Origin of the sequence: Agrobacterium sp. CGMCC 11546 (assembly GCF_013365515.1) — a bacterium.
GTDB classification, from domain to species: domain Bacteria; phylum Pseudomonadota; class Alphaproteobacteria; order Rhizobiales; family Rhizobiaceae; genus Agrobacterium; species Agrobacterium fabrum.
In genome coordinates, this window is sequence record NZ_CP047387.1 from 2,281,914 (window position 1) to 2,306,534 (window position 24,621).

Annotated in this window: 24 protein-coding genes; 11 read left to right on the forward strand and 13 right to left on the reverse strand. The window is 61.6% G+C overall.

The annotated features are described in order from the left end of the window. Positions 1-212: 212 nt before the first annotated feature. Both GSF67_RS11430 and GSF67_RS11435 read right to left on the reverse strand, forming a co-directional pair. Positions 213-2,540 (reverse strand): hypothetical protein, encoded by a 2,328-nt coding sequence (locus GSF67_RS11430; RefSeq protein WP_006314929.1) that lies wholly within the window; start codon positions 2,538-2,540, stop codon positions 213-215. Positions 2,541-2,610: 70 nt separating this feature from the next. After that, positions 2,611-3,909, reverse strand: a complete 1,299-nt coding sequence (locus GSF67_RS11435) for an adenylosuccinate synthase (protein WP_006314930.1) — start codon at positions 3,907-3,909, stop codon at positions 2,611-2,613. 241 nt (positions 3,910-4,150) lie between these two features. Between GSF67_RS11435 and GSF67_RS11440 the strand changes: the two genes are divergently transcribed. Then, the gene (locus GSF67_RS11440; protein ID WP_035216188.1) at positions 4,151-5,038 is read left to right on the forward strand and encodes a DMT family transporter; all 888 of its coding nucleotides are present in this window, start codon (positions 4,151-4,153) and stop codon (positions 5,036-5,038) included. 92 nt (positions 5,039-5,130) lie between these two features. Here GSF67_RS11440 and GSF67_RS11445 read toward each other — a convergent pair whose 3' ends face one another. Continuing rightward, entirely contained in the window at positions 5,131-5,664 is a 534-nt protein-coding gene (locus GSF67_RS11445) for a transglutaminase-like cysteine peptidase (RefSeq protein WP_006314932.1), read from the reverse strand. Positions 5,665-6,341: 677 nt separating this feature from the next. Here GSF67_RS11445 and GSF67_RS11450 point away from each other — a divergent pair. Next, a complete protein-coding gene (locus GSF67_RS11450) occupies positions 6,342-6,926 on the forward strand; it encodes a transglycosylase SLT domain-containing protein (RefSeq protein WP_006314933.1) in 585 nt (194 codons plus the stop codon). Between the two features lie 58 nt (positions 6,927-6,984). Here GSF67_RS11450 and GSF67_RS11455 read toward each other — a convergent pair whose 3' ends face one another. From GSF67_RS11455 to GSF67_RS11475, 5 genes are all read right to left on the reverse strand, one after another. Then, entirely contained in the window at positions 6,985-7,599 is a 615-nt protein-coding gene (locus GSF67_RS11455; RefSeq protein ID WP_006314938.1) for an alpha/beta hydrolase, read from the reverse strand. A 242-nt stretch (positions 7,600-7,841) separates the two neighbouring features. Next, the gene (locus GSF67_RS11460) at positions 7,842-8,786 is read right to left on the reverse strand and encodes a VOC family protein (RefSeq protein WP_006314940.1); all 945 of its coding nucleotides are present in this window, start codon (positions 8,784-8,786) and stop codon (positions 7,842-7,844) included. Positions 8,787-8,949: 163 nt separating this feature from the next. Then, on the reverse strand, positions 8,950-10,026 hold the full coding sequence (locus tag GSF67_RS11465; protein WP_006314942.1) for a siderophore-interacting protein: 1,077 nt from the start codon (positions 10,024-10,026) through the stop codon (positions 8,950-8,952). A 70-nt stretch (positions 10,027-10,096) separates the two neighbouring features. Continuing rightward, positions 10,097-10,810, reverse strand: a complete 714-nt coding sequence (gene ung / locus GSF67_RS11470) for a uracil-DNA glycosylase (protein ID WP_010972337.1) — start codon at positions 10,808-10,810, stop codon at positions 10,097-10,099. 18 nt (positions 10,811-10,828) lie between these two features. Next, a complete protein-coding gene (locus GSF67_RS11475) occupies positions 10,829-11,224 on the reverse strand; it encodes a VOC family protein (protein WP_006314951.1) in 396 nt (131 codons plus the stop codon). Positions 11,225-11,475: 251 nt separating this feature from the next. Between GSF67_RS11475 and GSF67_RS11480 the strand changes: the two genes are divergently transcribed. After that, positions 11,476-11,832 carry a YbaN family protein gene (locus GSF67_RS11480; protein WP_006314952.1) on the forward strand — a complete coding sequence of 119 codons (357 nt, stop codon included), beginning with the start codon at positions 11,476-11,478 and terminating at the stop codon, positions 11,830-11,832. Positions 11,833-11,904: 72 nt separating this feature from the next. Here GSF67_RS11480 and GSF67_RS11485 read toward each other — a convergent pair whose 3' ends face one another. From GSF67_RS11485 to GSF67_RS11495, 3 genes are read right to left on the reverse strand one after another with little or no spacing between them, the layout of a single operon-like run. Then, positions 11,905-12,687 carry a heme ABC transporter ATP-binding protein gene (locus GSF67_RS11485; RefSeq protein WP_006314953.1) on the reverse strand — a complete coding sequence of 261 codons (783 nt, stop codon included), beginning with the start codon at positions 12,685-12,687 and terminating at the stop codon, positions 11,905-11,907. Continuing rightward, positions 12,684-13,772 carry an iron ABC transporter permease gene (locus GSF67_RS11490; protein WP_006314955.1) on the reverse strand — a complete coding sequence of 363 codons (1,089 nt, stop codon included), beginning with the start codon at positions 13,770-13,772 and terminating at the stop codon, positions 12,684-12,686. The genes GSF67_RS11485 and GSF67_RS11490 overlap by 4 nt, the downstream gene beginning before the upstream one ends. Continuing rightward, entirely contained in the window at positions 13,769-14,662 is an 894-nt protein-coding gene (locus GSF67_RS11495) for a hemin ABC transporter substrate-binding protein (protein ID WP_010972341.1), read from the reverse strand. The genes GSF67_RS11490 and GSF67_RS11495 overlap by 4 nt, the downstream gene beginning before the upstream one ends. 186 nt (positions 14,663-14,848) lie before the next feature. Here GSF67_RS11495 and GSF67_RS11500 point away from each other — a divergent pair, with 186 nt between their 5' ends. From GSF67_RS11500 to purU, 4 genes are all read left to right on the forward strand, one after another. Next, a complete protein-coding gene (locus GSF67_RS11500; protein WP_006314959.1) occupies positions 14,849-15,196 on the forward strand; it encodes an antibiotic biosynthesis monooxygenase in 348 nt (115 codons plus the stop codon). Between the two features lie 10 nt (positions 15,197-15,206). Beyond that, positions 15,207-15,731 carry a heme utilization cystosolic carrier protein HutX gene (gene hutX / locus GSF67_RS11505; RefSeq protein WP_006314961.1) on the forward strand — a complete coding sequence of 175 codons (525 nt, stop codon included), beginning with the start codon at positions 15,207-15,209 and terminating at the stop codon, positions 15,729-15,731. A gap of 226 nt (positions 15,732-15,957) precedes the next feature. Next, positions 15,958-16,734 carry a YbaY family lipoprotein gene (locus GSF67_RS11510; protein WP_006314962.1) on the forward strand — a complete coding sequence of 259 codons (777 nt, stop codon included), beginning with the start codon at positions 15,958-15,960 and terminating at the stop codon, positions 16,732-16,734. Between the two features lie 212 nt (positions 16,735-16,946). Next, on the forward strand, positions 16,947-17,831 hold the full coding sequence (purU, locus tag GSF67_RS11515; protein ID WP_010972343.1) for a formyltetrahydrofolate deformylase: 885 nt from the start codon (positions 16,947-16,949) through the stop codon (positions 17,829-17,831). A 40-nt stretch (positions 17,832-17,871) separates the two neighbouring features. Here purU and GSF67_RS11520 read toward each other — a convergent pair whose 3' ends face one another. Next, on the reverse strand, positions 17,872-19,266 hold the full coding sequence (locus GSF67_RS11520; protein ID WP_006312069.1) for a sensor histidine kinase: 1,395 nt from the start codon (positions 19,264-19,266) through the stop codon (positions 17,872-17,874). After that, a complete protein-coding gene (locus GSF67_RS11525) occupies positions 19,263-19,943 on the reverse strand; it encodes a response regulator transcription factor (RefSeq protein WP_035215016.1) in 681 nt (226 codons plus the stop codon). The genes GSF67_RS11520 and GSF67_RS11525 overlap by 4 nt, the downstream gene beginning before the upstream one ends. Before the next feature lie 68 nt (positions 19,944-20,011). On the opposite strand from GSF67_RS11525, the gene GSF67_RS11530 reads away from it, so the two are divergent. The 4 genes from GSF67_RS11530 (at position 20,012) to GSF67_RS11545 (ending at position 24,553) form a co-directional block, all read left to right on the forward strand. Beyond that, entirely contained in the window at positions 20,012-21,091 is a 1,080-nt protein-coding gene (locus GSF67_RS11530) for an ABC transporter substrate-binding protein (RefSeq protein ID WP_010972346.1), read from the forward strand. Between the two features lie 402 nt (positions 21,092-21,493). Then, positions 21,494-22,438, forward strand: coding sequence for a tripartite tricarboxylate transporter substrate binding protein (locus GSF67_RS11535; protein WP_006312075.1), 945 nt, complete (start codon positions 21,494-21,496; stop codon positions 22,436-22,438). Beyond that, positions 22,435-22,929: a tripartite tricarboxylate transporter TctB family protein gene (locus GSF67_RS11540; protein WP_006312079.1), complete on the forward strand. Its 495-nt coding sequence runs from the start codon at positions 22,435-22,437 to the stop codon at positions 22,927-22,929. The genes GSF67_RS11535 and GSF67_RS11540 overlap by 4 nt, the downstream gene beginning before the upstream one ends. Before the next feature lie 106 nt (positions 22,930-23,035). Next, entirely contained in the window at positions 23,036-24,553 is a 1,518-nt protein-coding gene (locus GSF67_RS11545) for a tripartite tricarboxylate transporter permease (RefSeq protein ID WP_006312081.1), read from the forward strand. Positions 24,554-24,621: the final 68 nt, after the last annotated feature.

Consider the following 24,621-nt stretch of genomic DNA (forward strand, 5'->3'; position numbering starts at 1 on the left):
TATCTCGACTGTCAAGAAAAGCGAAACCTTGCCGCGATTCGATCTCCCCACCTGTGGGGGAGATGCCCGGCAGGGCAGAGGGGGGTGAGCCACACTCACCAACATCCCCAAAACCCATCACCCGACAAAGCAAAGACACCGCCGAAGCCATTCCATAAGCACGTCGCCCGTTGCCTTATAACAAAAGGGCGGCCTGAGCCGCCCTTAAACCATCACTGACCGCCAGCGGCCGGTGCTGCCGCCGCCCATTCGCTGAGCGCCTTGTCGAAGGCGGCGATGCCGTCATTGCCCTTTTGCAGGGTCAGCAGCGCGCGTCGGCCGTTGCGATAGGAGACCGGAATGTCGATCCAGTTGCGGCTCTTCAGCAGCTCCAGATTGGTCTTCATCGCATCCGGGAAGTCGTTGAGCGCGATCATGTGGAAATCGTCGGTGATCTTGGCGGGAACCGCGATCAGCGCGTTGCCGCGATCCTGCTCGGTGCTCTTCATCGCGATACGCTGGACGCTGTCTATCGCGCCACCTTCGAAGCCGGGCGAAACCGAGAAGACGATCTCGATCAGATGGCTCGCCGGCAACGAGGGATCGGTGTTGCGCTTGAAGGTGATGAGGGCGCTGAGGCCACGGCCGGGAACGGTGATCTGGCCCTGAACGGTGGGCGAAGGCTTGCCTTCCGCGTCATTTTCCTGCTGCAACGACCAGGACACGCTGCCCTGAATGGCAGTCGGAACCGTCTGACCCAGCACTTCCTCATAGAGGAACATGCGGTCGCCGGTGGCGGCAGCGGCAGGCTGCTGTGCCGCAGGCGTGCCGGCCGGTGTTCCCGCAGGCGCACCGGCATTATTGGCCGGAGCCGTGCCCGCAGGCGGCGGCGCGACATTCTGTTCATAGACAGACTGGCCTTCAGCCGTAACGGGTTGACCGTTCGCACCGGCTGCCGGTCCTTCGTCACGTTCGGTGCCATCGGCCATCAGCCGCTGGGTAAATTTGGTGCCGGTGACGGAACCGTCATCGCCATGCGACTGGGCCTGATGATTATTGGGCGCGGTCGACTGCTGCTGGTCGTTCGTGGCCGGCGGCTGCTGGGTTGCCGGCGGTGTCGAAGGCTGCGTCTGCGCCGTATCTGCCGGGGGCGTCTGGCCATTGCCGCCATTCTGTGCGGAACTGACCAGCCCACCGACCATATCGTTCAGCGCATCGCGGTTCATCCACACGGCATAACCGCCGCCGGCAAGCAGCGCCACGCCGACAAGGGCGAGCACGACCGAGGCATAGTTACGGCGCGGCTTCTTCTTGACCATATAGGCGGGCGTCGCCGCCGCGGCACCAATACCCGGCGTTTCATCCGAAGCCTGCCGGTTGGACGAGGAAGCGCCGTCATAACCGATCAGCTCGTCCAGATCGTCCCAGGGCGTGCGTTCCTTATTGTCTTTTGCCGCTGCCTTCTCCCCGAAGAGATCATCATCCGCACGCGGCAGCGCCGGCGCGTCCTTGGGCGGAATGGCAATATCCGCATCCTGGAAGTAGGACGAGAAATCCTCGACCACGGCTGCCTTTTTCGGCGCCTGCTCTTCCACCTGGCGGTGTTCGTCAAAATCGTGCCGGCCGCCAAAGGCCGGCGCATGCTCCACGGCGGCAGGACCGAAACGGTTATCCGCCTCGCGACGCTCATGCTCTTCGTAAGGGGCCGGCTCGAAATTTACCTCCGGCTCCTGATAATGCTGCGCGGCATAACCGGCAACGAGCGGACGTTCGCCGTTCTCATTGCCAGTTTCCTCATGGGCTTCGCCAGCCGGGCGCGCATCATGGTTCTGCGCTTCCTCGAGCTTGCGCCAGTCGTCCTCATCCACCGGCTGCGCCCAATGGGAGGGAACGGAATCATCGGCAGGGGCAGGCGCCGTTTCAGGTTCCGCATAGTCATCCTGCGGCTGGTGAGCCGGCTCTTCATGCGTGCGGGTGAAATAGGTGCCGACCTCTTCGTGGGAAGGGGTCACCCGGACCGGTGCGACAGGCGCCGGTTCCGGCGCATCATAAAGCTCTTCCGGCTCGCGCTCCCCTTGGTGCCGCTCCTCTTCGGAAGCGTGGGCATCATGGCGGGGTTCGTCGTGATGGGCGGGCTCTTCGTAAACCGGTTCCGGCTCAGCGGATGCAGGTTCTTCATAAACCGGTTCGTGCTGCACCTCTTCGCGGTGGGCAGGCTGTTCCGGTTCGGCGTCGTGCTCGGCTTCGGCGGGATGGGCAGCTTCATCGACGGCATCCTGATGCTCATAGGATGCCGCCGTCTCTTCGGTCACCGGGGAGAAAGCGTCATCCTCGGTGAGCGCCGGTAGCGCCTCGGCATATTCGCTGTCCACCTCGGCAATGGCGGCGTCCAGCTTGGCGATCTGCCGGCGCAACAATTCTTCCGGCGGACGTGGCTTCATATTCTCGAGTTGGCGCACAACCGCACTGCGCGCCTTGTCGTAAACCTTCGCCCGATTTTCGGGAGTATTGTTCGCCAAGCCATCCACGGCCTTGCGAATGACTGCTACAAAATCCGCCATAAGCACTTTCTCGTCGTGACCGGCGACGTACCGGCCCGATATGGTTTATGAATCTAGATCGCCGAGGACATTAGTCCTCAAACGGATCAGTCACAAGTATGGTGTCGTCACGCTCCGGACTTGTCGACAGAAGCGCGACAGGCGCCCCGATCAGCTCTTCGACCTGACGGACATATTTGATTGCCTGAGCAGGCAAATCCGCCCATTTTCGGGCACCGACGGTAGATTCTTTCCAGCCTTCCAGCGTGACATAGATAGGCTCAACACGAGCCTGCGCACCCTGGCTTGCCGGAAGATGATCGATTTCCTCCCCGTCAAGCTTGTAGCCGACGCAGATTTTCAGCTCGTCGAGACCGTCGAGAACGTCAAGCTTGGTCAGCGCGATGCCGGTAATACCGTTGGTGGCGACCGACTGGCGCACCAGCGCGGCGTCGAACCAGCCGCAGCGGCGTTTGCGACCGGTGACGGTGCCGAATTCATGACCCTTTTCACCGAGGAACTGGCCGATTTCGTCATGCAGCTCGGTCGGGAACGGGCCTTCGCCCACGCGGGTGGTGTAAGCCTTGGTGATGCCGAGAATATAACCGAGCGATCCCGGACCCATGCCCGAACCGGCAGCGGCCTGACCGGCAACCGTGTTGGACGAGGTCACGTAAGGGTAAGTGCCGTGGTCGATATCAAGCAGCGAGCCTTGAGCGCCCTCAAACAGGATGCGCGCACCGGCGCGGCGCTTCTTGTCGAGCAGCAGCCAGACGGTTTCGCTGAACGGCAGGATGCGCTCGGCAATCGAGCCCAGCTCTTCCATGATGGTTTCATGCGACACTTCGGTCGCGCCGAAACCACGGCGAAGTGCATTGTGATGCGTCAGGATGCGATCGACCTTGGCGGAGAGCGCCTCCATGTCGGCGAGATCCATAACGCGGATGGCGCGGCGGCCAACCTTGTCTTCGTAAGCCGGGCCGATGCCGCGACGGGTGGTGCCAATCTTGGTGCCGCTGTTGGAGGCGGCGTCTTCGCGCATGCCATCCAGTTCGCGGTGCAGGGAAAGAATGAGCGTGGCATTGTCGGCGATGCGCAGGTTTTCCGGCGTGACCTTGACGCCCTGCACTTCCAGACGGCCGATTTCAGCAATCAGCGCATGCGGATCGACCACGACGCCATTGCCGATGACGGCGAGCTTGCCGGGACGCACGACGCCGGACGGCAGAAGCGAAAGCTTGTAGCTGATGCCATCGATGACAAGCGTATGGCCGGCATTATGGCCGCCTTGATATCGCACGACGACATCTGCCCGCTCGGACAGCCAGTCGACAATCTTGCCTTTGCCTTCGTCGCCCCATTGCGAGCCGACCACCACAACATTCGTCATTTCTTGCTTTCCTGCTCATGGCGCTTGCGCGCCCGATAACCCGATGGGAAACCCAAACCCGCGAATGTATACTGCGTTGTTTTACGGAAAGCGACCCTGTTTCTTATGGAGAAATTTGCTTTTTCCGTGACAAGGCGCGGATTTCCCGCATTATCTCGCCCCGTGGGGGACAGGCGCGGGCGCAAGGCCGCGGTTCACCCCCTGCCATTTTTCCCGCCCCATGAAGAAGCGAAACATCAGCGTGCCTTCGAAAGCCTATCTCGCCCTCATCATCGCCACGCTCTGCTGGGGTGGCAACACCGTTGCCGGCAAGCTCGCCGTTGGCCACATCAGCCCCATGGCCTTCACCTTCCTGCGCTGGGTTCTTGCCGTCGCCATCATCTTCGCCATTTCCGTGCCGCAGCTCATCAAGGACTGGCCGGTGGTGAAACAGCGCCTGCCCTATTTCTTCGTGCTCGGCAGTGTTGGTTACACCGCCTTCAACGTGTTTCTCTACACGGCGCTGCAGCACACCTCGGCCATCAATGCCGCCGTCATCCAGGCCGGCATTCCCATGGTCATCTTCGTCCTGAACTTTGTCCTGTTCCGCACCCGCGTGCTGTTCGGCCAGATCGCCGGTTTCTGCCTCACCGTTTCAGGCGTGGCGCTGCTCGCCTCGCATGGTGATCCTCTCTCGCTGCTGCAGCTGGAAATGAATGTCGGCGACGCCGTCATGCTGCTCGCCGTGCTGGTCTATGCCATCTACACCGTCATCCTGCGCTGGAAACCAGCTGTGGACTGGCGCACGCTGATGGCGATCCCCGCCTTTTTCGCCCTTCTCACCTCGGTGCCGCTGGTCTTTTTTGAAATGTCGCGCGAAAGCCTGATCTGGCCGGACCAGAAGGGCTGGATGCTGGTCGTCTATGCCGGTATCTTCGCGTCGCTCATCGCGCAGATCCTCTATATCAAGGGCGTGGAGCAGATCGGCGCCAACCGCGCCGGCCTCTTCATCAATCTCGTGCCGGTCTTCGGCACGCTGCTTTCGGTCTTCGTGCTCAGCGAAACGCTGCACACCTATCAGATCGCGGCGCTGTTCATGGCGCTTGCCGGCATTGCCGTGGCCGAACGAAAAAAATCGCCGGCTTCCTGAACCAACGAGGATCAGGAAAACCGGCGCAGTCTGGCAGGCATGAATGGGTGGGGCATCGAATCGAAAATCTTGTCCGGTGCCCGAAGGGAAGGTCAGAGCGCGGTTTCGCGGCTGGCCGGAGAAAAGGTTGCATTGCCAAGGACGATATCGCCCTTGTCGGTGGTAACGATCAGCACTTTTTCGAGTGATCCGTCACCCTTGAGTGCAAAGGCAAGCCGCAGCGCGTTGGAAGACCAGCCGGCACCGGCAAGGGCCGTGCGCTTGATCGCCGCGCAGTCACCGCAATCACCAAGACTTACGGATGGCGTTGCCGGAAGATCGGTTGCAAAACCGGAAACATAATCATCAAGCGCGCCCATGGTGGCGTTCACATCGCGGTTGACGCGCAGTAGTTCCTCACGGCGCTCGACCGTCAGCGGCGCGGCAATAGTTGAAACACACTGGCCGGCGGCAAGAACGCAGCCATCAAAACCCCCGGGTGCGGAAATACCGATCGCAGTCACGGCGGACTTTTCGACGGCGGCGAAAGCGCGAGCAAAACCGGCAGCACCCGCCGCATCGGCATGGGTGGACATGGAAGCAATGGCAATTCCGCAGATGGCGGCAGCAATAATCTTCTTCAACATTTCATACCCCGTTTGCGATCCGCCGGCTTGTGCCGGTCTCGATTTCGTTTCCGCAGCGCCTCTTCAAAGGCCACTCCCTGTCTGTGATCCCACAATGGCACACCACTGTTTTCAGCCGCTTTAAGCCGATTGCTACAATTTTATCAGTTTTCATTTTTGGACAGCGGATGCTTTTTTTCGAATATGCGCGAGCACCGTCGCCACGGATTCCGGGCAACGTTGGAAACGATGATGGGGCCGCATCGCTGCGGGGGTATAAGGTGGTAGTGCAGGGTTTTGCAGACGATGCGGCCCCGGCTCCGACATTTCAGCCTGTGACACACCCGCCAAACCGGTTCCTGTTTGAAGGATGGACACATGCCGGCCGCCTCAACCGTGACATTGGGAAACTCCCCGGTCTCGGCCGCCTGCCCCGCCCACCTTGCGCCGCGCGCACGCTCGATGACCGGGATGGAGAGGAGTCTACCGCACCCGGCGGTAGCGGGGACGCACGGGGATCAACAAATTTAAAAAAAGGCGAGAAAGAGATGCGTGGCGCAGGGTTTCGCCCCATCCCGGACACAGGAATTTTCATCGGGTTAACGGCCGCCCGATCTGGGGCATTTGAATTAACCTTGTCTTAAAACCGGGCGTTAATGGTTAGCAATTTAAGAATAGCGGAACGAAAGGGTTCCGTTATGCGTGGCGTATTTGCCGTTGTTTTCCTGATGCTCGTGCTCGCCGGCTGCGCCACCGCACCGTCGCAGGTCACCAATGCCTGTGCGATCTTCGAGCAGCGGAACGGCATCTTCAACAACTGGCGGCGCGATGCAAAAGCGGCCGAGCGCGAATTCGGCGTGCCCGTGCCGGTCATGATGGCGACGATCTACACCGAATCCGCCTTCCGCCCCTATGCGCGGCCGCCGCGCACCAAGCTCCTGGGCTTCATTCCCTGGACACGCCAGTCGACGGCCTATGGTTATGCACAGGCGCTTGATGGCACATGGAGTGTTTACCAGCGTGAAACCGGCCGATGGTCGGCAAGCCGGACCGATTTCACCGATGCGATCCATTTCGTCGGCTGGTACCACGCCAAGAGCCGGCGCGAAAACGGCATTGCGCTGAACGACCCCTATAATCTCTATCTCGCTTATTATTCCGGCCATGCCGGTTACGCGAAAGGCAGCTGGCGCAACAATTCCGCCGTCCAGAAGGCCGCCCGCCGCTCCGCCAACATGGCGATGCGTTACGAGGCACAGCTGCAGCAATGTGGATATCGCTGAGGCAGGGCGGGAATTACCCGCCCTGACGCTTTCTCTAGGAAATCCCCAGCAGCGTGCGTTATCCCCCGTAAGCCGCCAGAAAACCCCTGACCGCATCGATCTCACCGGAGCGGATTTCATGCCCGCCCGGGTGCCACACGGTTTCCACCGTGCCACCCTGGGCCTTCAGGCTCTCTTCCAGCGCCCTGGTCAGCGGCACCGGGCAGATCGGATCACGCTCGCCAGCCGTGATGAGCACGCGGCGCGTGGGTTTTGCCGGGGAAATCTTCGGCTCGAACGGAATGAGCGGATGCATCAGCACCGCCGCATCAAAAAGCTCCGGCTGTTCGATCAGCACATTGGCGAGTATATTCGCGCCGTTGGAAAAACCGAGGCCGATCACCGACCCGGCCTGATAATGCTCGCGGTTCGCCTTGATGAAATCGGCCATCTTGCCGGTTGCCCGTTCAAGATCGACCATGTCGTAAACACCCTCGCCCGTGCGCCGGAAGAACCGCGCCGCGCCATGTTCGGAGACATCGCCGACCGGCGAGAGAATGGTGGCCTGCGGCAAAAGACGCGCGCCGAAATCGAAGAACTGGTTCTCATCGCCGCCCGTGCCGTGCAGCAGAACGAAAAGCGGGGCGCCCGCAACGCCGGCGCGGGATTTGTGGAAATAGCTATCCTTGGTCATGGGAGTATCCTTTCTGAAAGGAAGAAGGTTCAACGGCTTCCGCACCGCTTTTTCAGCAGGCGGAGCAATTTCATGGAGCGAGCGAGCGCCGCCTGTTTCTTCTCCCCGCCGGAGAGAAGGTCGCGGCAGCGGGATGAGGGGCAAGGGTGGTGAGATACGGCAATGGTGCCCCCTCATCCGACCCTTCCGGCCACCTTCTCCCCAAACGGGGAGAAGAAACGGGCGGCCAAGTCCCCTGGCAATTAAACCGTCTTTTCATCCCCAAGCGGTTCCAACTGCTTTTCCAGCGCGGCACGCAGATGCGCGTGCTGGCTTGGCAGCTTCAGCGCTTCGCCGAGATGGGCGGTATCTTCGTCACGGTCGAAACCGGGCTCCTTGGTGGCCACCTCGAACAGCACGCCGCCCGGCGTGCGGAAATAGATCGCCCAAAAATAATCGCGGTCGATGACCGGCGTCACCTGGTAACCCGTATCCATCAGCGCCTTGCGCACTTCCAGCTGCTTTTCACGGTTTTCGACCGCAAAAGCGATGTGGTGCACGGAACCGGCACCCAGCCTTGCGCCTGATATATTCGGCATGGTTTCGATATCGATGACATCGGCACCGTTACCGCCGGGCATACCGAGACGCAGAACGCCGTCCTGACGGTCCACTTCCTCGTAACCCATGAATTTCAGGAGTTCGGTGGTCGCGCCTTCGTCGCGAAGCCGCAGCGAAGCACCCTGAAAACCACGGATCGCCTGATCCTCGCCGACGCCATTGCCGGTCCACTGTGCGCGGGTGTCGTCCCTGACCTCGACCAGCGCAAAACCGTCGCCGTCTGGGCCCGCGAAATGCAGGCGCTTATTGCCGAAAGCGTCATCCGATTTCAGGCCATCGACGCCGGCCTTGGAAAGGCGGTCCTGCCAGTAGCCGAGCGATCCTTCCGGAACGGAAAACAGCGTCGTCCCCACCTCCCCGGTGCCGGGGCGGCCGCGGGCAATATGCGGGAACGGAAAATAGGTCATGACGGAGCCGGGCGTGCCGGCTTCATCGCCATAATAGAGGTGATAGACGTCAGGCGCGTCGAAGTTGACCGTTTTCTTCACACGGCGCAGGCCGAGCGTATCGGTGAAAAAGCCATTGTTCTGGCGCGCACTGGCTGCCATCGAGGTGACGTGGTGCAGACCCTTGATCTGGTTGAGCATGATTAAACCCCTTTTCGCCGGCAGGCCTCGCAATCGGGCCTGCCCTGTTCATGGCGTTAAGATGGGGTAAGAGCCGCCTCAGGCATAGAGTGGACGACAGGAACGGATTGTTCCCGATCGGTGAACAATAAAATCGACTGTTCAACCAGTCGCGCAGACCATTCTAGTGGTCGTCGGCAGCGCCCATGGTCCAGTAACCCACGGCACGCAGGGATGCCTTCGGGAAGCCGATTTCGTCGGTCAGGAAGGATTTTACCGCTCTCGCCTCGGATTTTTCGCAGGCTGCGAAGACATGCAGACCGTCGTGGTCTGCACTCCACGCATGCTCGCGCAGCGCCTTTTCGATGAGGCCGGAGGTGCCGGCAGGCTTGCCGCGACGATAAAGCCATGTCCATTCGACATCGGCAGCGCAGACCACCTCCTGCCGCTCGGCCTCGTCGTCGATTTCGGCATAGACGCTGAGCGTCTTGCCGGCAGGCATTTCGGCTGCCATGCGCAGCATCACCGGCAGCGCTGTCTCGTCCCCGGCAAAGACGTAACGGTCGGCTTCCGGGCAGACACCGCTTGGGCCGACGATGCCGACAACATCGCCCGGCTTTGCTGTCGCGCCGAAGGTGGCGCCCGGCATATGGTCACCCTCATGCATGACGAAATCGATATCGACTTCACCACGGCCGACATCGCCGGAACGGATGGTGTAGACCCGCCGCGTCAGAAGATCGTCACCCTCCGGCCAGATGATCGCGCCGGTGGGGGCGAGATACGGCCAGACCGGCGTACGGGCCTGATCCGGCACCAAAAGCAGTCGTACATGCATGCCGCCCGTCAGCAGCCTGTCGATGCCGCTTTCGACTGACACGACCAGCCGGCGCATATGCGGCGTGAGATTATAGGCACGCGCGACCTTGCCGCGGAAAAGATTGGGCAGCTCACGCTGCTCGGCGCCGTGGCCGCTCCAGCGGAAATCCAGCCCCGCCTCGCCGGAAAACTCCGCAATATGCTCGGCCACCATGGCCTTGACCGACGTCAATATATGTTCGGAAACGCAGTTCACCCGGGCAGCGAAACGGCCACCCTCGGCGCTGAAGCTACCATGGCCGTATTCCGTCTTGAACCGCACCGTCGATCCGTCGCGCTCCATCTCCATATGCTCGGAGAAATGATCCTCGAAAGCATTAACAATCGACAGCGGGTCGGGCAGCGAAACGGAGGTTTCTGCGGACAGGAGAGACACGGGCATAATCCTTCACTTAGTAGTCCGGTTATCTTTAACCCCGAGACTGGCAAAGCGCAAAGGTATTTATGAGTATTTAAAGAAGGTTTTTGTCGCCTTCCACCACGTCAGGCAATTGCCAGTCGATCGGATCACGGCCATGCGAAACGAGGAAAGCGTTGGCCTTGGAAAAATGGCCGTTGCCGAAAAAACCGTTATGGGCTGAAAGGGGTGACGGGTGTGGCGAGCGCAGCACGAGATGTTTGCGCTGGTCCACGAAGGCCGCCTTCTTCTGGGCATAGGAGCCCCAGAGCAGGAAGACCACATGGTCACATTCGTCGTTCACGGCGCGGATGACCGCATCGGTGAATTTTTCCCAGCCCTGCCCCTGATGCGAGGCGGCCCGCGCCTCTTCCACCGTCAGCACGCTGTTGAGCAGCAACACGCCCTGTTTTGCCCAGCTTTCCAGAAAACCGTGCTTGACCGGGCGAATGCCGAGGTCGCTCTGCAATTCCTTGTAGATATTGACGAGCGAGGGCGGAATGCGCACCCCGGGCTGCACCGAAAAGCAGAGCCCGTGTGCCTGACCGAGCCCATGATAGGGATCCTGGCCAAGAATGACGACCTTGACCTCGTCGAGAGGCGTGAGGTCGAGAGCGCGGAAATATTCCGCGCCCTTCGGAAAGATGCGCTTGCCGGCGGTCTTTTCGGCAAGCAGGAACTCTTTCAGCTTCTGCATGTAGGGGCTGGCGAATTCGCCCGAGAGAACGTGCTTCCAGCTGTCTTCGAGTTTGACGCCTGCCTCTGCCATGCCCGCCTCCATCAGAGCTTATTTGAACCGGTTGCCGCGCTGCAGCACTTCGATCTTGTAACCATCCGGATCGCAGATGAAAAAGTATTTTGCGAAAGGCTGGCCCTTATGATCGGCTTCGATGATCTTGCCGGGGGTAAGCCCGATCTCGATGAAACGCTGATGTTCGGCGTCCACGTCGGCAACACTGACGGCGAGATGGCCATAACCGTCGCCCAGCGCATAGGGCACTTCGCGAGCCCGGTTGACGGTCAGTTCCAGCTCGAAATCGCCCTCGGCATTGCTGAGATAGATCAGCGTGAAATTCTCGAACTCGGCGCGTTCCGCGATCTCAAGCCCGAAAGCCTGCTTGTAAAATTCCACCGAACGCCTTTCGTCCAGCACCCGGACCATCGAGTGGATCAGCTTGGCCATGGTGTTTCCTTCTTCTTCCTGTTGGCGGCCCGGTTATGCTCCGGGCATCGCGGCCCAAGGGAATAAGGATTGAGCGCCGCGCTTTCAACCCTAAAGGCGCCCGGCGGCGAAGCGTAACGGCTTGATCACGGCAAATGTGATGGCGAACTCCCCCGATTTTTCCGGTGCGGCCGGACCTGCGGCAACGGGACCACATCGATTTGGCGCCGCCGCTCTATCCTGAGTGCTGAACTCATGATACCGGCTTGGACATGCGCCTTTTATACCTCTGTCTTGGCTGGCTGATGGTCGCGACCGGCATTGTCGGCGCGTTTCTTCCCGTTTTGCCCACCACGCCCTTTCTGCTTCTGGCGCTGTGGTGTTTTTCCCGCTCTTCGCCGAAGCTCGAGGCATGGCTTCTCGCTCATCCGAGGTTCGGCCCCTCGCTTCGTCGCTGGCGCGAGCGCGGCGCAATTGCCCGCAAGGCCAAGATCGCCGCACTTTCGGCCATGACGGTGAGTTATGCCGCCTTCTGGTTTCTGAGCGAGCCGCCGCCGTTGCGGGCGACAATCGTCGCCGCCGTCATGCTCGGTTCCGCGCTTTTCATCGTCACGCGGCCGGAAAGCTGAAGGCGGGCTCTATCCTCTTGTTTTCGCCGCATTGTCCGACGCCGAAGCGAAAACGCTTCGGCTGGAAATGCTCTAGCGATGCCGCGATTGCGGCAGCACATAGGGAATATGCCGCGCCGGCAGCCGGCCGACGACGCCGCCAATGCCATAAACCCGGGCGATCGTCTCATCGCTGATCGTGTCCAGCGAAGGTCCGCTCGCCGTTACCCGGCCGCCATGCATGACGATAAGTTGATCGGCAAATTCCGCCGCCAGGTTGAGATCATGCAGGATGGCGAGCACAAGACCGCCCCCGCTGGCAAAATCGCGCGCCGTTTCCAGCACGGAGATCTGATGGCCGATATCGAGGCTGGCCGTCGGCTCGTCGAGGAAGAGCGCCCGTGCCTGCCCATTTTCCACCGGGTTCGGCACCTGCGCCAGCGCCCGGGCAAACTGCACGCGCTGCTGCTCGCCGCCGGACAGCATATTGTAGGACCGCTGCTCGAAGCCCCGCAGCCCGGCCCGGGCAAGCGCCCGTCGGGCCTGTTCTTCCGGTGCGCGCGAGCCCTGCGCTACCGCACCCATGCGCACGATTTCAAGCGCGGTGAAGGGAAAGGCAAGCTGGGTATTCTGCGGCAGCACCGCACGCAGGCGGGCAAGCTGGACGGGCGTGAATTGCGGCAAGGCGACATTATTGTAGGTCACCGAACCGCCTTCAGCCCGCATCTCGCCTGAAAGAACCTTCATCAGCGTGGATTTGCCGGCACCGTTCGGGCCGATGATGACATTGACCTTTCCCGGTTTCAGATCGACGCTGACATCGTCCAGCAGGCGACAGCCGGATCGGATGAGAGTGATGTTTTCAGCCCGGATCATGGCATGTTCCGCATGGAAAACCCGCCGCGGCCAAGCAGCAGGAACAGGAAGACCGGCGCGCCGATGAGCGCGGTCACCACGCCGATCGGCAGTTCCGCCGGCGACGCCACCGTGCGCGCGAAACTGTCGGCCAGCAATAGCAGCGCCGCGCCACCAAGCGCCGAAGCCGGCAGCAGGGAACGATGCGACGGGCCAATGGCGAGGCGAAGCAGATGCGGCACGACGATGCCGACAAAACCGATGGAGCCGGCCGCAGCCACGCTTGCCCCACAGGCGGCGGCAACCGCCAGAATGACGACCCGCTTCAGCCGCTGCACCGGAATGCCCATATGAAAGGCAGCCGCATCCCCAAGGATCAGCGCATCCAACCCGCGGGCGACGAAGGGAATGATGGCAAGCACGACGATGATGAAGGGCAAGGTGGCGAGCACCTTGGCGGGGGTTGCCCCGCCAAGCGAGCCGAGCGACCAGAAGGTGATGTCACGCAGCGCCCGGTCATCGGCCACGAAGATCATCAGCCCGGTCAGCGCGCCGCTGATCGCCGCAACCGCGATACCGGCCAGAATAAGCGTGGTGGTGGAGGTCGCGCCGTCCTTGGTGGCGATTACATAGAGAACCCAGGTGTTCAGCAGCCCGCCGAAAAACGCCATCAGCGGCAGGAAATGCGGGCCGAAAAACACGGCAACCGCGGCAAGCGCGCCTTCCCCCAGCGAAATGGCCGCAACCGCAAACAGTGCTGCCCCCGAGGTGACGCCGACAATGCCCGGATCGGCCAGCGGATTGCGGAACAGGCCCTGCATCATCGCGCCCGAGACGCCTAGCCCTGCGCCGATCAACATGCCGAGTGCCGTGCGCGGCAGACGCACGGCTTCGAGAATGACCCTATCACGCGCATCGAGCTGATCCGCACCGCCGGTGAGATAGGCAAAAAGTTCGGAAATGCCGACACCGGTGGGCCCGCTGACCAGCGATACGCCACAGGCAAACAGCAGGATGCCGACAAGCACGGCAAGGGTGACGGCCCCCTGACGGGACCTGTCGCCTGCAACACCGCCCCCGGTGGAACTCAAGACCGCAAGGCTCACGGCTTCACCACGTCAGGGTAAAGCTTGTGCGCCAGTTCGCGGCCGGCGGCCGGTGTGCGCGGGCCGAAACCAATGAGATAAAGCCCGTCCATGCTGATGAGGGCCTTGCTGGCAGCGGCTGGCGTGGACTGGAAGGCCGGCAGCGCGAAAATCTCATCTGCCTTGCCGGCATGATCACCGCGCGCCATGGTCAGCACCACGTCGGGCGCTGCGGCGATGACCGCCTCATCCGTCAGCGGCTTGTAACCGTTAATCTCCTCGGCCGCATTGATGCCGCCGGCCATTGCGATGATCGCCGCCGCCTCGGTATCCTTGCCCGCCGCCATCACACGACCGCCGGCGCTGGAAAGCACGAAGAGCACACGTTTCCTGCCCTTTTCCGGCACCGCGGCGACATCCTTCGCGAGAGCATCGAGCCCGGCTTTGGTTTCGGCAGCCAGTGCCCTGGCCTTGTCGGAAAGACCGACGGCCGCGCCGACATCCTCGATCTTCTTGGGGATGGCATCGCCGCTCGGCGGCGTATCGACGGTGACGAACGGCACCGCACTTGCCTTGAGGATGGAGATGACATCCGCCGGGCCGGCGCCGTCTTCTGAGAGAATGAGATCGGGCTTCTGCGACAGGATGCCTTCCGAAGAGAGCGCCCGCATGTAACCGATGTCAGGCTTGGCAAGAACGTCGGCCGGGTAGCTGCTGGTGCTGTCACGCGCCACGATGCGGTCCTGTGCACCCAGCGCATAAAGGATTTCCGTCACCGTTCCGCCCACCGCAACGATGCGTTTCGCCTCCGGATTACCCTTGTCCGATGCCATGGCAGCTGGCGCGGCAAATGCGATCGCGGCGGGCACGAGGGTGGCGAAAACGAGGGAATGAAGGCGGGAATTGAACATGACATTATCCTGAAACACGACCCGGCGCAGGTTCACCCGCGCCATTAATCTTGAGTTATTTGCACATGTTTATACACCGCGCAATCGATAAGTGGAGTATTTTTGTTTGCTTTTTCGCGAACCCCTTTTCAACCTCGTCCTGGGTCGATATCCTGACTGAAACTGGAAACTTAAAGGGAGACTTTCATGTTTATCGCAATGAACCGCTTTCGCGTCGTACCGGGTTATGAAGAAACCTTCGAATCCATCTGGCGCGAGCGCAAATCGCACCTGAGCGAATTGCCGGGCTACATCGAATTCCACATGTTGAAGGGCCCGAAGGCGGACGATCATACGCTTTATGCCTCGCACACCGTCTGGGCCACCAAGGACGATTTCCTCGCATGGACGAAATCCGAACAGTTCCGCGCCGCCCACGCCAAGGCCGGCGAGAACCGCGGCAAGGTGGAGTATCTCTCCGGCCCGCATTTCGAAGGTTTCGACGTCATCATCCATGAAGACAAGAATGGCGAACGCCATTCGATTGCCGCCTGAGGCCTACCCGATGAGCATTGCAGCCCAGAAGAACGACGACGACAGGCAGGCCCGTGCGCTCGCCGCCCTTGCCGAAAAACCCGATGGTATCGTCGAGGCCATCGCCGCGAAGGCCGAGGTGGCGCCGGCCGAAATTCTGGCGATCCTGCCGCAAGGTGCCGCCGTTTCCGCGCCGGCCGACCGGTTCGACGCCATCTGGAACGAGATGCGCGGCTGGGGCGAAATCCTGATGATCGTGCAGACCGGCGATATCGTGCTGGAAGTGCCGGGCCACCTGCCGGAAAGCACTGAAAGCCACGGCTGGTTCAACATTCACGGCGACAGCCCCATTGGCGGTCACATCAAGAAGGACAATTGCGCTGCGATCACCTTCGTCGATCGCGGCTTCCACGGCCGCCGCTCCTGCTCCGTCTGGTTCATGAATGCCGCCGGCGGCGCCATGTTCAAGATCTTCGTCCGCCGCGACGAGAACAAGGAACTGCTGGCCGGGCAACTGGCGAAGTTCGAAGAACTGCGGGACGGTTTCCGCGGCTGAGAGCTGAGGAGAGGCTGCCCGGCCTCTCCTGCCCTCATTCCTGTGCTTGTCACAGGAATGAGAGCGGTGGGATGCGCTGGCATCGGCTTTCATGATTACACTCATCGTCATCCGCTCTTGATCTCGCCACCTGCACGCGACGAAATATCCACGGTTCATCGCCCGTTCAGTGCCGTTTTCTATCATCCGTTGAAATTCGAACGGACCCAGCACGGAGCAAAGCATCATGACCGACCACCAGCCTCTTTTTTCGCGCCGCAGTTTCGCCGGTCTCCTCGCGCTTGCCCCGCTTTTTGCCGCAGGCGGCGCGGCGGCCGCGCCTGCGAGCCTGCGTGGCAGCGTCTCCTATCGCGAACGCATCGCCCTGCCGCCGGGTGCAACCGTGACGGTGCGGCTGATCGATGTTTCGCTGGCGGATGCGCCGTCACAGACGATCGCCGAAACCACCATCCGCCCGCGCGGCCAGGTGCCTGTGCCCTTCGTGCTACGTTATGACGACCGCGACATCCGCGACCGCCGCTCCTATGCGCTGAGCGCCGAAATCCGCGACCGCGACCGGCTGCTCTTCACCACCACGCAGCGCTACTCCGTCCTGACCGGCGGCCGCGACAATACCGACCTCGTGCTGGAGCGCGTCGGCGCTGGTCCGGGCAGGCCTGAGCCGGAAGCCAGCATCGACGGACGCTGGCTGGTGCAGGAAATCCGCGGCGAGCGGGTTCGCGGCCGCCGCCAGGCAACGCTCGAAATTTCCCGCGAGGGCCGCGTTTCCGCCAATGCCGGCTGCAACGGCATCGGCGGCGAGGTGAAGATCAGCCGCAACCGTGTCGATTTCGGCCGGATGATTTCCACCCAGATGGCCTGCGCGCCCGATATCATGCGTCAGGAACGGCAGTTCATCGAGGCGCTGGAAGGCGCACGCTCCTTCAGGCTGGAGCCGCGTCGCGCTACGCTGGAGCTCATCGACAGCCGCGGCCGCACGGCCATGCGCCTGCGCCGCGCCTGACCTGTAGCGCGCCCCTTCAATATGCCGGTGGCGCCGTGCTGGCCATGGAACATTCCATGTCGTTTCCGGCACGGCGCGCCGCAATTTCCCGCCCTAAGACTTTGGCTACGTCGCCTTGGCGCTTTGTTCTTTGCTCCGTCACCAAGCTGCGCTATGCAACACGTCGAACTGCGCCGGCTTGATGCCGTCGCGACGTCTTTGGGGGAAAACGCATGACATCCTATGTTCTGACCGTAGCCTGCAAATCGACCCGCGGTATCGTCGCCGCGATTTCCGGTTATCTGGCGGAAAAAGGCTGCAACATCGTCGACAGTTCGCAGTTTGACGACCTCGAGACCGGCAAATTCTTCATGCGCGTCTCCTTTATTTCGGAAGAAGGTGCCTCCCTTCAGGCCATCACCGAAGGCTTTCAGCCGGTATCGGAAAAATTCGGCATGGCATCGGATATCTACCCGGACGGCCAGCGCATGAAGGCCATGCTGATGGTGTCGCGTTTCGGCCATTGCCTCAATGACCTGCTCTACCGCTGGAAGATCGGCGCGTTGCCGATCGATATCGTCGGCGTCGTTTCCAACCATTTCGATTACCAGAAAGTGGTAGTCAATCACGACATCCCCTTCCACCACATCAAGGTGACGAAGGAGAACAAGCCGAAGGCCGAAGCTCAGCTGATGGACCTGATTGAGACCAGCGGCACGGAACTCGTCGTGCTGGCCCGCTACATGCAGGTGCTTTCCGACGAGATGTGCCGCAAGATGTCTGGCAAGATCATCAATATCCACCACTCCTTCCTGCCGAGCTTCAAGGGCGCCAACCCCTACAAGCAGGCCTATGAGCGTGGCGTGAAGCTGATCGGTGCAACGGCGCATTATGTCACCGGCGATCTCGACGAAGGCCCGATCATCGAGCAGGACACGGTGCGCGTGACCCACGCACAATCGGCAGAAGACTATGTCTCGCTCGGCCGCGACGTGGAAAGCCAGGTGCTGGCCCGCGCCATCCACGCCCATATCCACCACCGCACCTTCATCAACGGTAACCGCACCGTGGTCTTCCCGCCGAGCCCCGGCAGCTATGCTTCCGAGCGGATGGGGTGATAAGATGGCGGCAGACAAGGCTGCCTGATAGGCTGCCCTGCTATGCCGCTCTTTCCGGCGCGGCAAAAACCACCCGCGCCTTCAATCCGCGCCCGTCCGCGCCGTCTTCCAGCGTCAACCGCCCGCCAAACAGGCCGGCGATTTCCTCGATGATGGCAAGGCCGAGGCCGGCGCCGGGGGCGGCATTGGCTTCGCCGCGGGCGAAACGCTGGCGCACCATGGCGCGTTTTTCCGGGGGGATGCCGGGGCCATTATCCTCCACTTCCAGCCAGACCGCGCCCGTTGGCCCGCCGACGCGGACGGTGACTTCCGCCCCGCGCCCGGCATAATTGATGGCATTGGAAACGAGATTGCCGATCAACTCGCCGATCAAGAGCGGCTCGGCGGAAATGGTCGCCTCGCCCTCGCCTTCGAAACCGAGATCGATGCCGGCGTCGGCTGCGCGCGGCACGAAATCGGCCGTCACATTCTGAGCCACCGCCACGAGGTCGATGGCGGAAAAATCATGTTTCTCGCTGGAGCCGGCCGCATCGATATTGGCCATGCGCAACAGCTGGGCGAGGATATGTTCGGCATGCGCCACCGAAGCGCCGCCCTTCAGCGCCGCCGCCTGCGCCTCCTCAAGGCTTGCGGCGCGGGCGGAAAGCGCAAGCTGGGTGCTGATAATGGCAAGCGGCGTGCGCAGCTGGTGGCTGGCATTGCCGGTGAAATGCCGGAGCGCATCAAGCGCCGATTGCAGCCGCACCATGAAGGAATTGACGGTTTCCACCAGATTTTCCACCTCCACCGGCACGGATTGGCGGATGGGGTGCAGATCGTTCGGGCTGCGCTCGGCGATCGCCTCGCTGAGCCGGTAGAGCGGCCGCAGCGAAATCGTCACCGCGATCCAGACGATGATCGCCGCCCCCACGATCATCAACAGCAGACGCAGCGCCGAACGCAGGATGATCGCTTGCGCCAGCTGGCTGCGGGCAATCGTGGTTTCGGCAACCGTGACGGAAAACGGCACGGAATTGATACCTGTGGAAGCAAACCGGCGGATAGCGGCGATGCGGATCGGCTCGTCGCGAAACACCGCGTCACGATAGGCGGGCGTATCGCCGGCCGTGTTCTCCACCGTCGGCAGGTTCTGGTAACCGGTGAGGAATTGCCCGTTCGGCCCGTCGACCCGGTAAAACACCCGGTCCTGCGCTGCCGATGTCAGCATTTCCAGCGCGACATAGGGAATGTCGACTTCCAGCGAACCGTCTTCGGCCACCACCACCCGCTCGGCAATGGCCAGCGCCGAACCTGAGAGCACCCGGTCGGACACCACATTGGCGGTGTTGACCGCCTCACGCCATGTATCGGTCAAAGCAACGCAGCCGATGATGGCGGTGGAGATGAGAAGCCAGCCTAACAGTCGCCGCCTGAGCGAATAGGCGGCCTGTCTCATTCAGCCATCTCCGGCAGCTTTTCCAGATAATAACCGATGCCGCGCGCCGTCTTCACCGTCAGCCCGTGGGGAGCGAGCCGCTTGCGCAGGCGGCTGACATATTGCTCGATGGCATTGGCGGAAATATCGTCGTCGAAGCCGGTCAGCGACTGCACGATCGCCTCCTTGGCGACCACCTTGCCCGCCCGCATGAACAGCACTTCGAGCAGCGCCACCTCGCGCGCCGGAATATCGAGCGGGCGCCCATCGGCAGAAAAGGTCCGCGACGTCAGATCGAGCAGCACCTTGCCGAAACTAAGCGCGGAGGACCGCAGGCCGGCGTTGCGGCGCAAGAGCACCCGCACCCTTGCCTCGAATTCGGTGATGTCGAACGGCTTGATCATGTAGTCGTCGGCGCCGAGATCGAGCCCCTTGACCTTCTCCTCCGGCGTGCCGCGCGCCGTCAGGATCAGCACCGCCGCCTTATCCTGACGCGAGCGCATGGAGCGCAGCACCTCGATACCGTCCATTTCCGGCAGGTTGAGATCGAGAATGACGAGGTCGAAGCTCTCAGCCGCAATCGCCGCATCGGCCGAGGCGCCGTCTGAAACGACATCCACCGCATAACCACTGCCGCGCAGAAGGGCTGAAAGCCCCTCCGACAGCACCTGATTGTCCTCGACCAGCAAAATACGCAAATCTTCCCCTCCACAATATCCTAATTTAGCCAAGCCCTGGCCGCTTGTGAATGGCAAGCGCCTGCGGCATGATCTTTTCCATGCGTATCTGCCTTTTTCTCTGCCTCTGTCTTTGCATGGCCTCACCCGCGCTTGCGCAGGTCGCCGTTTTCCCGGCCCTATCGGGCAAGACAGATGCCCAAACGCTGGTGGTCTATTCCTCTCTGGATGAACCGCTGGCGACGCCGATGATCGAAGGCTTCCAAAAGGCCAACCCCGATATTGCCGTCCATTATGAGGACATGCTGACCGGTGAAATCTACGACCGCATCGTCAAGGAAACCGATGCCGGCAAGAAGACCGCCGATTTCGCCTTCTCTTCCGCCATGGACCTGCAGGTGAAACTGAGCAATGACGGTTACGCCCAACGCTCGGATCTTGCCATGAGCGCCCGCTGGCCCGCTTGGGCGAACTGGCGCAACACCGCCTATGCGCTGACCTTCGAGCCGGCGGTCTTCGTCTACCACAAGCCGAGTTTCACCACCGAAAAACCACCCGCCACCCGCGCCGAATTTGTCGATTATCTCGAACGCCACGCAAAAGAGGTGCATGGCCGCATCGCCACCTACGATATCGAGCGCTCCGGTGTCGGCTTCCTGTTCATGTCAAGGGATCAGGAGCAGTTTGGCGATATATGGAGCGTCATCAAGGCTATGGGCGCGGCGGGTGTGAAGGTCTATTCCACCTCCTCGGCCATTCTGGAGCGTGTCTCCGACGGCCGTTTCGTGCTGGGTTATAATATTCTCGGCTCCTATGCCGCAGACTGGGCCTCGCGCCACCCCGATGTCGGCATCGTGCTGCCGAAGGATTATACCGTGGTCATGTCGCGCATCGGATTGGTGCCGGAGGCCGCCGCCAATCCCGAACTCGGCCGCCGTTACCTCGAATTCTTCATGTCCAAGGAAGGCCAGACGATCATGGCCCGGCAGTTGCAGATCCCGGCCGTCAGCCCTGAAGTGGCGGGTGAAAACACCGCCAACACCATGCAGGCCATCCATGGCGCGCAATTGCGGCCCGTGCCCGTCAGCCCCGGGCTTATGGTCTATCTGGATCAGGTCAAGCGCAGCCGGTTGATCGAACGCTGGAACGAAGCGTTGCGGTCGCAATAACATCCCCGCCTGCCGCATCGCGGTGCTGACCAAACGCACGAAGCTATCTCAAGTCATTGATTGAAAGAACGATTTTCGCCGTGCAAGCGCGCGTCGACTGAGCTTCTGTGACCCAGCAAAGGACTGAAGGAGCCAGTATTCCCCACATCCGAGTGGACGTTCCTCCTAAATTAATAGAGAGTAAATGAGTAAAGGCTTGCTTAGTGTCAGTTAAATGACAGCTTTTTATGATGCTCTGTAATCCTTCTTCATTCCGTGGAGGCGGAAGAAGATGCGGGAGGAAATCTTGAGAACCGCCGGAACTCCGCGCTGCTGTGGCAGCGACGGATAAGCGCGTCCTGAAAGCCCCCCGCATAAACGAAAAACGACGCCCAAAAGGGCATCCTGAGGAGGGTTTTCCAAGTGAAGCATTTTCTTATCGGCACATTCCTGGCAGGCGTGATCGCTCTTCCGGCGGTTGCAGCGGATTACACCATCATTGCCCCGGCCAATCCCGGCGGCGGCTGGGACCAGACCGCACGCTCGCTGCAGACCGTGCTGCAGGAAGAAGGCATTTCCAAGAGCGTTCAGGTGCAGAACGTACCGGGCGCCGGCGGCACCATCGGTCTTGCGCAGTTCGCCAGCCAGCAGAAGGGCAATCCGAACGCCCTCATCGTCGGCGGTTACGTGATGGTCGGCGCGATCCTCACCAACAACGCGCCCGTGACGCTGAAGGAAGTAACACCGATTGCTCGCCTGACCGGCGAATATGAAGCCATCGTTGTTCCGGCATCCTCGCCGCTGAAGACCATCGGCGACCTCGTCGACCAGCTCAAGAAGGACCCGGGCAGCGTTTCCTGGGGCGGCGGCTCTGCCGGCGGCACCGACCATATCGCCGTTGGCCTGATCGCCAAGGCGGCCGGCGTCGATCCGACAAAGATCAACTACATCGCCTATTCCGGCGGCGGCGAAGCGCTCGCCTCGATCCTCGGCTCGCAGGTCACGGCCGGCATTTCGAGCTACGGCGAATTCGAAAGTCAGGTCAAGGCCGGCACGCTGCGCCTGCTTGCCGTTTCCAGCGAAGAAAAGCTGGACGGTGTTGATGCACCGACGCTCAAGGAAAGCGGCCTTGATGTCGTCGTCCAGAACTGGCGCATGGTCGCCGCTCCTCCCGGCCTGACGCCGGAGCAGGAAAAGGCCGTCAATGCCGACATCGAAAAGCTGGTGAAATCCGCCAAGTGGCAGGAAACCCTGAAGACCAAGAGCTGGATGGACACCTATCTCGCCGGTGACGAATTCAAGGCGCAGCTCGCCAAGGACACCGACGCCACCGCCGCCATCCTCAAAGACATCGGACTGGTAAAATGAGCCAGGGTTCCAACCCTCTAGAGCATCAAAAGCGCCGCCCTGACTGGGCGGCGCTGGCGATCGCCGTCTTCCTCGTCATCATCGCCTGCGTGATATTCTGGGATAGCGCCCGTCTCGCCAGCGTCACGGGTTATTCGCCGGTCGGCCCGGCAACGGTGCCTTACGCCATCGGTTTCTGTCTTGTCGGCCTGGCGCTGTGGACAGCCGTCGAGGCATGGCGCGGTGATTTTCCCGAACGCGACAAACAGGAAATCGCCCCGGTCATCTGGGTCGTCGCCGGCCTTGCCGCGCAGATGCTGCTGCTGAACGTCGCCGGTTTCTCCATCGCCACCGGACTGTTGTTTGCCTTCACGGCACGCGCCTTCGGCAAACGCAAGCTCTGGTTCTCCATCCCTGTTGGCATCGTGCTGAGTTTTGCCATCTGGGTCGTTTTCGCGCAGCTGCTGCAACTTTCGCTGCCCGCAGGACCTCTGGAACGGCTGTTTTTCTGACAGCCATTCCAGCCACTATTCGAGATCACAGGAACCGCCGGCGCGCGATGACGCATATGCCAGCCGTTCCGCCCGCCCTTCTGCTCGACTTGGGGGACATCTGCCCATGAGTACCTTTGAATTCCTGCTGCACGGTCTTGAGGTTGCCGCCCAACCCATGAACCTGCTCTACGCGCTGATCGGCGTGACACTCGGCACCGCCGTCGGCGTTCTGCCCGGCATCGGCCCGGCGCTGACCGTGGCGCTGCTTCTGCCCGTCACCTACAGGCTCGATCCCGCCGGTTCGCTCATCATGTTCGCCGGCATCTATTATGGCGGCATGTATGGCGGATCGACCACCTCGATCCTGCTCAACACGCCAGGCGAAAGCGCCTCGATCGTCACGGCACTCGAAGGCAACAAGATGGCCCGCAAGGGCAGAGGCGGACCGGCATTGGCCACCGCCGCCATCGGCTCCTTCGTCGCCGGCCTCATCGCCACCATCGCGCTCGCCTTCGTCGCCCCCTACATCGTCAAGCTGGCGCTGGTGTTCGGCCCGCGTGAATATTTCGCGCTGATGGTGCTCGCCTTCGTCACCGTTTCTTCCGCCTTCGGGGATTCGGCGCTGCGCGGTCTCACCTCGCTGTTCATCGGCTTTGCGCTTGCCATCGTCGGCATCGACCAGCTGACCGGGCAGACCCGCATGAGCTTCGGCATTCCCGACCTGCTCGACGGCGTCGAAGTCACGACGCTTGCAGTCGCCATGTTCGCCATCGGCGAAACGCTGTTCATCGTCGCACAGGGCAATAGCGGCGACGAAAAGGTCGAGGCCGTCAAAGGCTCGGTCTGGATGAGCGCGCAGGACTGGGCGCGCTCCTGGAAGCCCTGGCTGCGCGGCACGTTGATCGGTTTCCCCATCGGCGCGATGCCGGCGGGCGGTGCTGAAATCGGCACCTTCCTCTCCTATGCGACCGAAAAGAAACTGACCAAATATCCGGAAGAATTCGGTCACGGCGCCATCGAAGGCGTCGCCGGCCCCGAAGCCGCCAACAATGCTTCCGCCGCCGGTACGCTCGTGCCGCTGTTGACGCTCGGCCTGCCGACGACGGCGACCGCCGCCATCATGCTCGCGGGTTTCCAGCAGTTCGGCCTGCAACCGGGTCCCCTGCTGTTCGCCACCAATCCGCAGCTCGTCTGGGGCCTGATCGCCAGCCTGTTCATCGCCAATCTGATGCTTCTGGTGCTTAACCTGCCGCTCGTCGGCCTGTGGGTGAAGCTGCTGACCATTCCGAAACCCTGGCTTTATGCCGGCATCCTGCTGTTCGCCACCCTCGGCACCATCGGCGCCAACCCGTCGGTGTTCGAACTCGGCATGCTGCTCGCCTTCGGTATCCTCGGCTATATCATGCGCATCTTCGGTTATCCGATTGCGCCTGCGGTCGTTGGCCTCATCCTCGGTCCGCTTGCCGAACAGCAGCTTCGCCGTGCCCTTGCCATCGGCCAGGGTGACCCGACCGTGTTGCTCACTTCGCCGATCGCCGTCGGCCTGTTCATCGTGGCGGCTGCCGCCTTCATCGTCCCGCTGATCATGCGTATCCGCGGCCGCGGCGAGGTGCTGTCGCAGCTTGCCGCCAACGAGGACTGAGAAACCGGAAACCTCCCAAGGCAACTGGCCCCGTATCTCCGGATACGGGGCCTTTTTTTGTTCACGCC

Bases quoted from the DNA above. Each gene is read 5' to 3' on its own strand.
- GSF67_RS11430 (WP_006314929.1), bottom strand. From the start codon at position 2,540: ATGGCGGATTTTGTAGCAGTCATTCGCAAGGCCGTGGATGGCTTGGCG.
- GSF67_RS11435 (WP_006314930.1), bottom strand. From the start codon at position 3,909: ATGACGAATGTTGTGGTGGTCGGCTCGCAATGGGGCGACGAAGGCAAA.
- GSF67_RS11445 (WP_006314932.1), bottom strand. From the start codon at position 5,664: ATGTTGAAGAAGATTATTGCTGCCGCCATCTGCGGAATTGCCATTGCT.
- GSF67_RS11450 (WP_006314933.1), top strand. From the start codon at position 6,342: ATGCGTGGCGTATTTGCCGTTGTTTTCCTGATGCTCGTGCTCGCCGGC.
- GSF67_RS11455 (WP_006314938.1), bottom strand. From the start codon at position 7,599: ATGACCAAGGATAGCTATTTCCACAAATCCCGCGCCGGCGTTGCGGGC.
- GSF67_RS11460 (WP_006314940.1), bottom strand. From the start codon at position 8,786: ATGCTCAACCAGATCAAGGGTCTGCACCACGTCACCTCGATGGCAGCC.
- GSF67_RS11465 (WP_006314942.1), bottom strand. From the start codon at position 10,026: ATGCCCGTGTCTCTCCTGTCCGCAGAAACCTCCGTTTCGCTGCCCGAC.
- ung (WP_010972337.1), bottom strand. From the start codon at position 10,810: ATGGCAGAGGCAGGCGTCAAACTCGAAGACAGCTGGAAGCACGTTCTC.
- GSF67_RS11475 (WP_006314951.1), bottom strand. From the start codon at position 11,224: ATGGCCAAGCTGATCCACTCGATGGTCCGGGTGCTGGACGAAAGGCGT.
- GSF67_RS11480 (WP_006314952.1), top strand. From the start codon at position 11,476: ATGCGCCTTTTATACCTCTGTCTTGGCTGGCTGATGGTCGCGACCGGC.
- GSF67_RS11485 (WP_006314953.1), bottom strand. From the start codon at position 12,687: ATGATCCGGGCTGAAAACATCACTCTCATCCGATCCGGCTGTCGCCTG.
- GSF67_RS11495 (WP_010972341.1), bottom strand. From the start codon at position 14,662: ATGTTCAATTCCCGCCTTCATTCCCTCGTTTTCGCCACCCTCGTGCCC.
- GSF67_RS11500 (WP_006314959.1), top strand. From the start codon at position 14,849: ATGTTTATCGCAATGAACCGCTTTCGCGTCGTACCGGGTTATGAAGAA.
- hutX (WP_006314961.1), top strand. From the start codon at position 15,207: ATGAGCATTGCAGCCCAGAAGAACGACGACGACAGGCAGGCCCGTGCG.
- GSF67_RS11510 (WP_006314962.1), top strand. From the start codon at position 15,958: ATGACCGACCACCAGCCTCTTTTTTCGCGCCGCAGTTTCGCCGGTCTC.
- purU (WP_010972343.1), top strand. From the start codon at position 16,947: ATGACATCCTATGTTCTGACCGTAGCCTGCAAATCGACCCGCGGTATC.
- GSF67_RS11520 (WP_006312069.1), bottom strand. From the start codon at position 19,266: ATGAGACAGGCCGCCTATTCGCTCAGGCGGCGACTGTTAGGCTGGCTT.
- GSF67_RS11530 (WP_010972346.1), top strand. From the start codon at position 20,012: ATGATCTTTTCCATGCGTATCTGCCTTTTTCTCTGCCTCTGTCTTTGC.
- GSF67_RS11540 (WP_006312079.1), top strand. From the start codon at position 22,435: ATGAGCCAGGGTTCCAACCCTCTAGAGCATCAAAAGCGCCGCCCTGAC.
- GSF67_RS11545 (WP_006312081.1), top strand. From the start codon at position 23,036: ATGAGTACCTTTGAATTCCTGCTGCACGGTCTTGAGGTTGCCGCCCAA.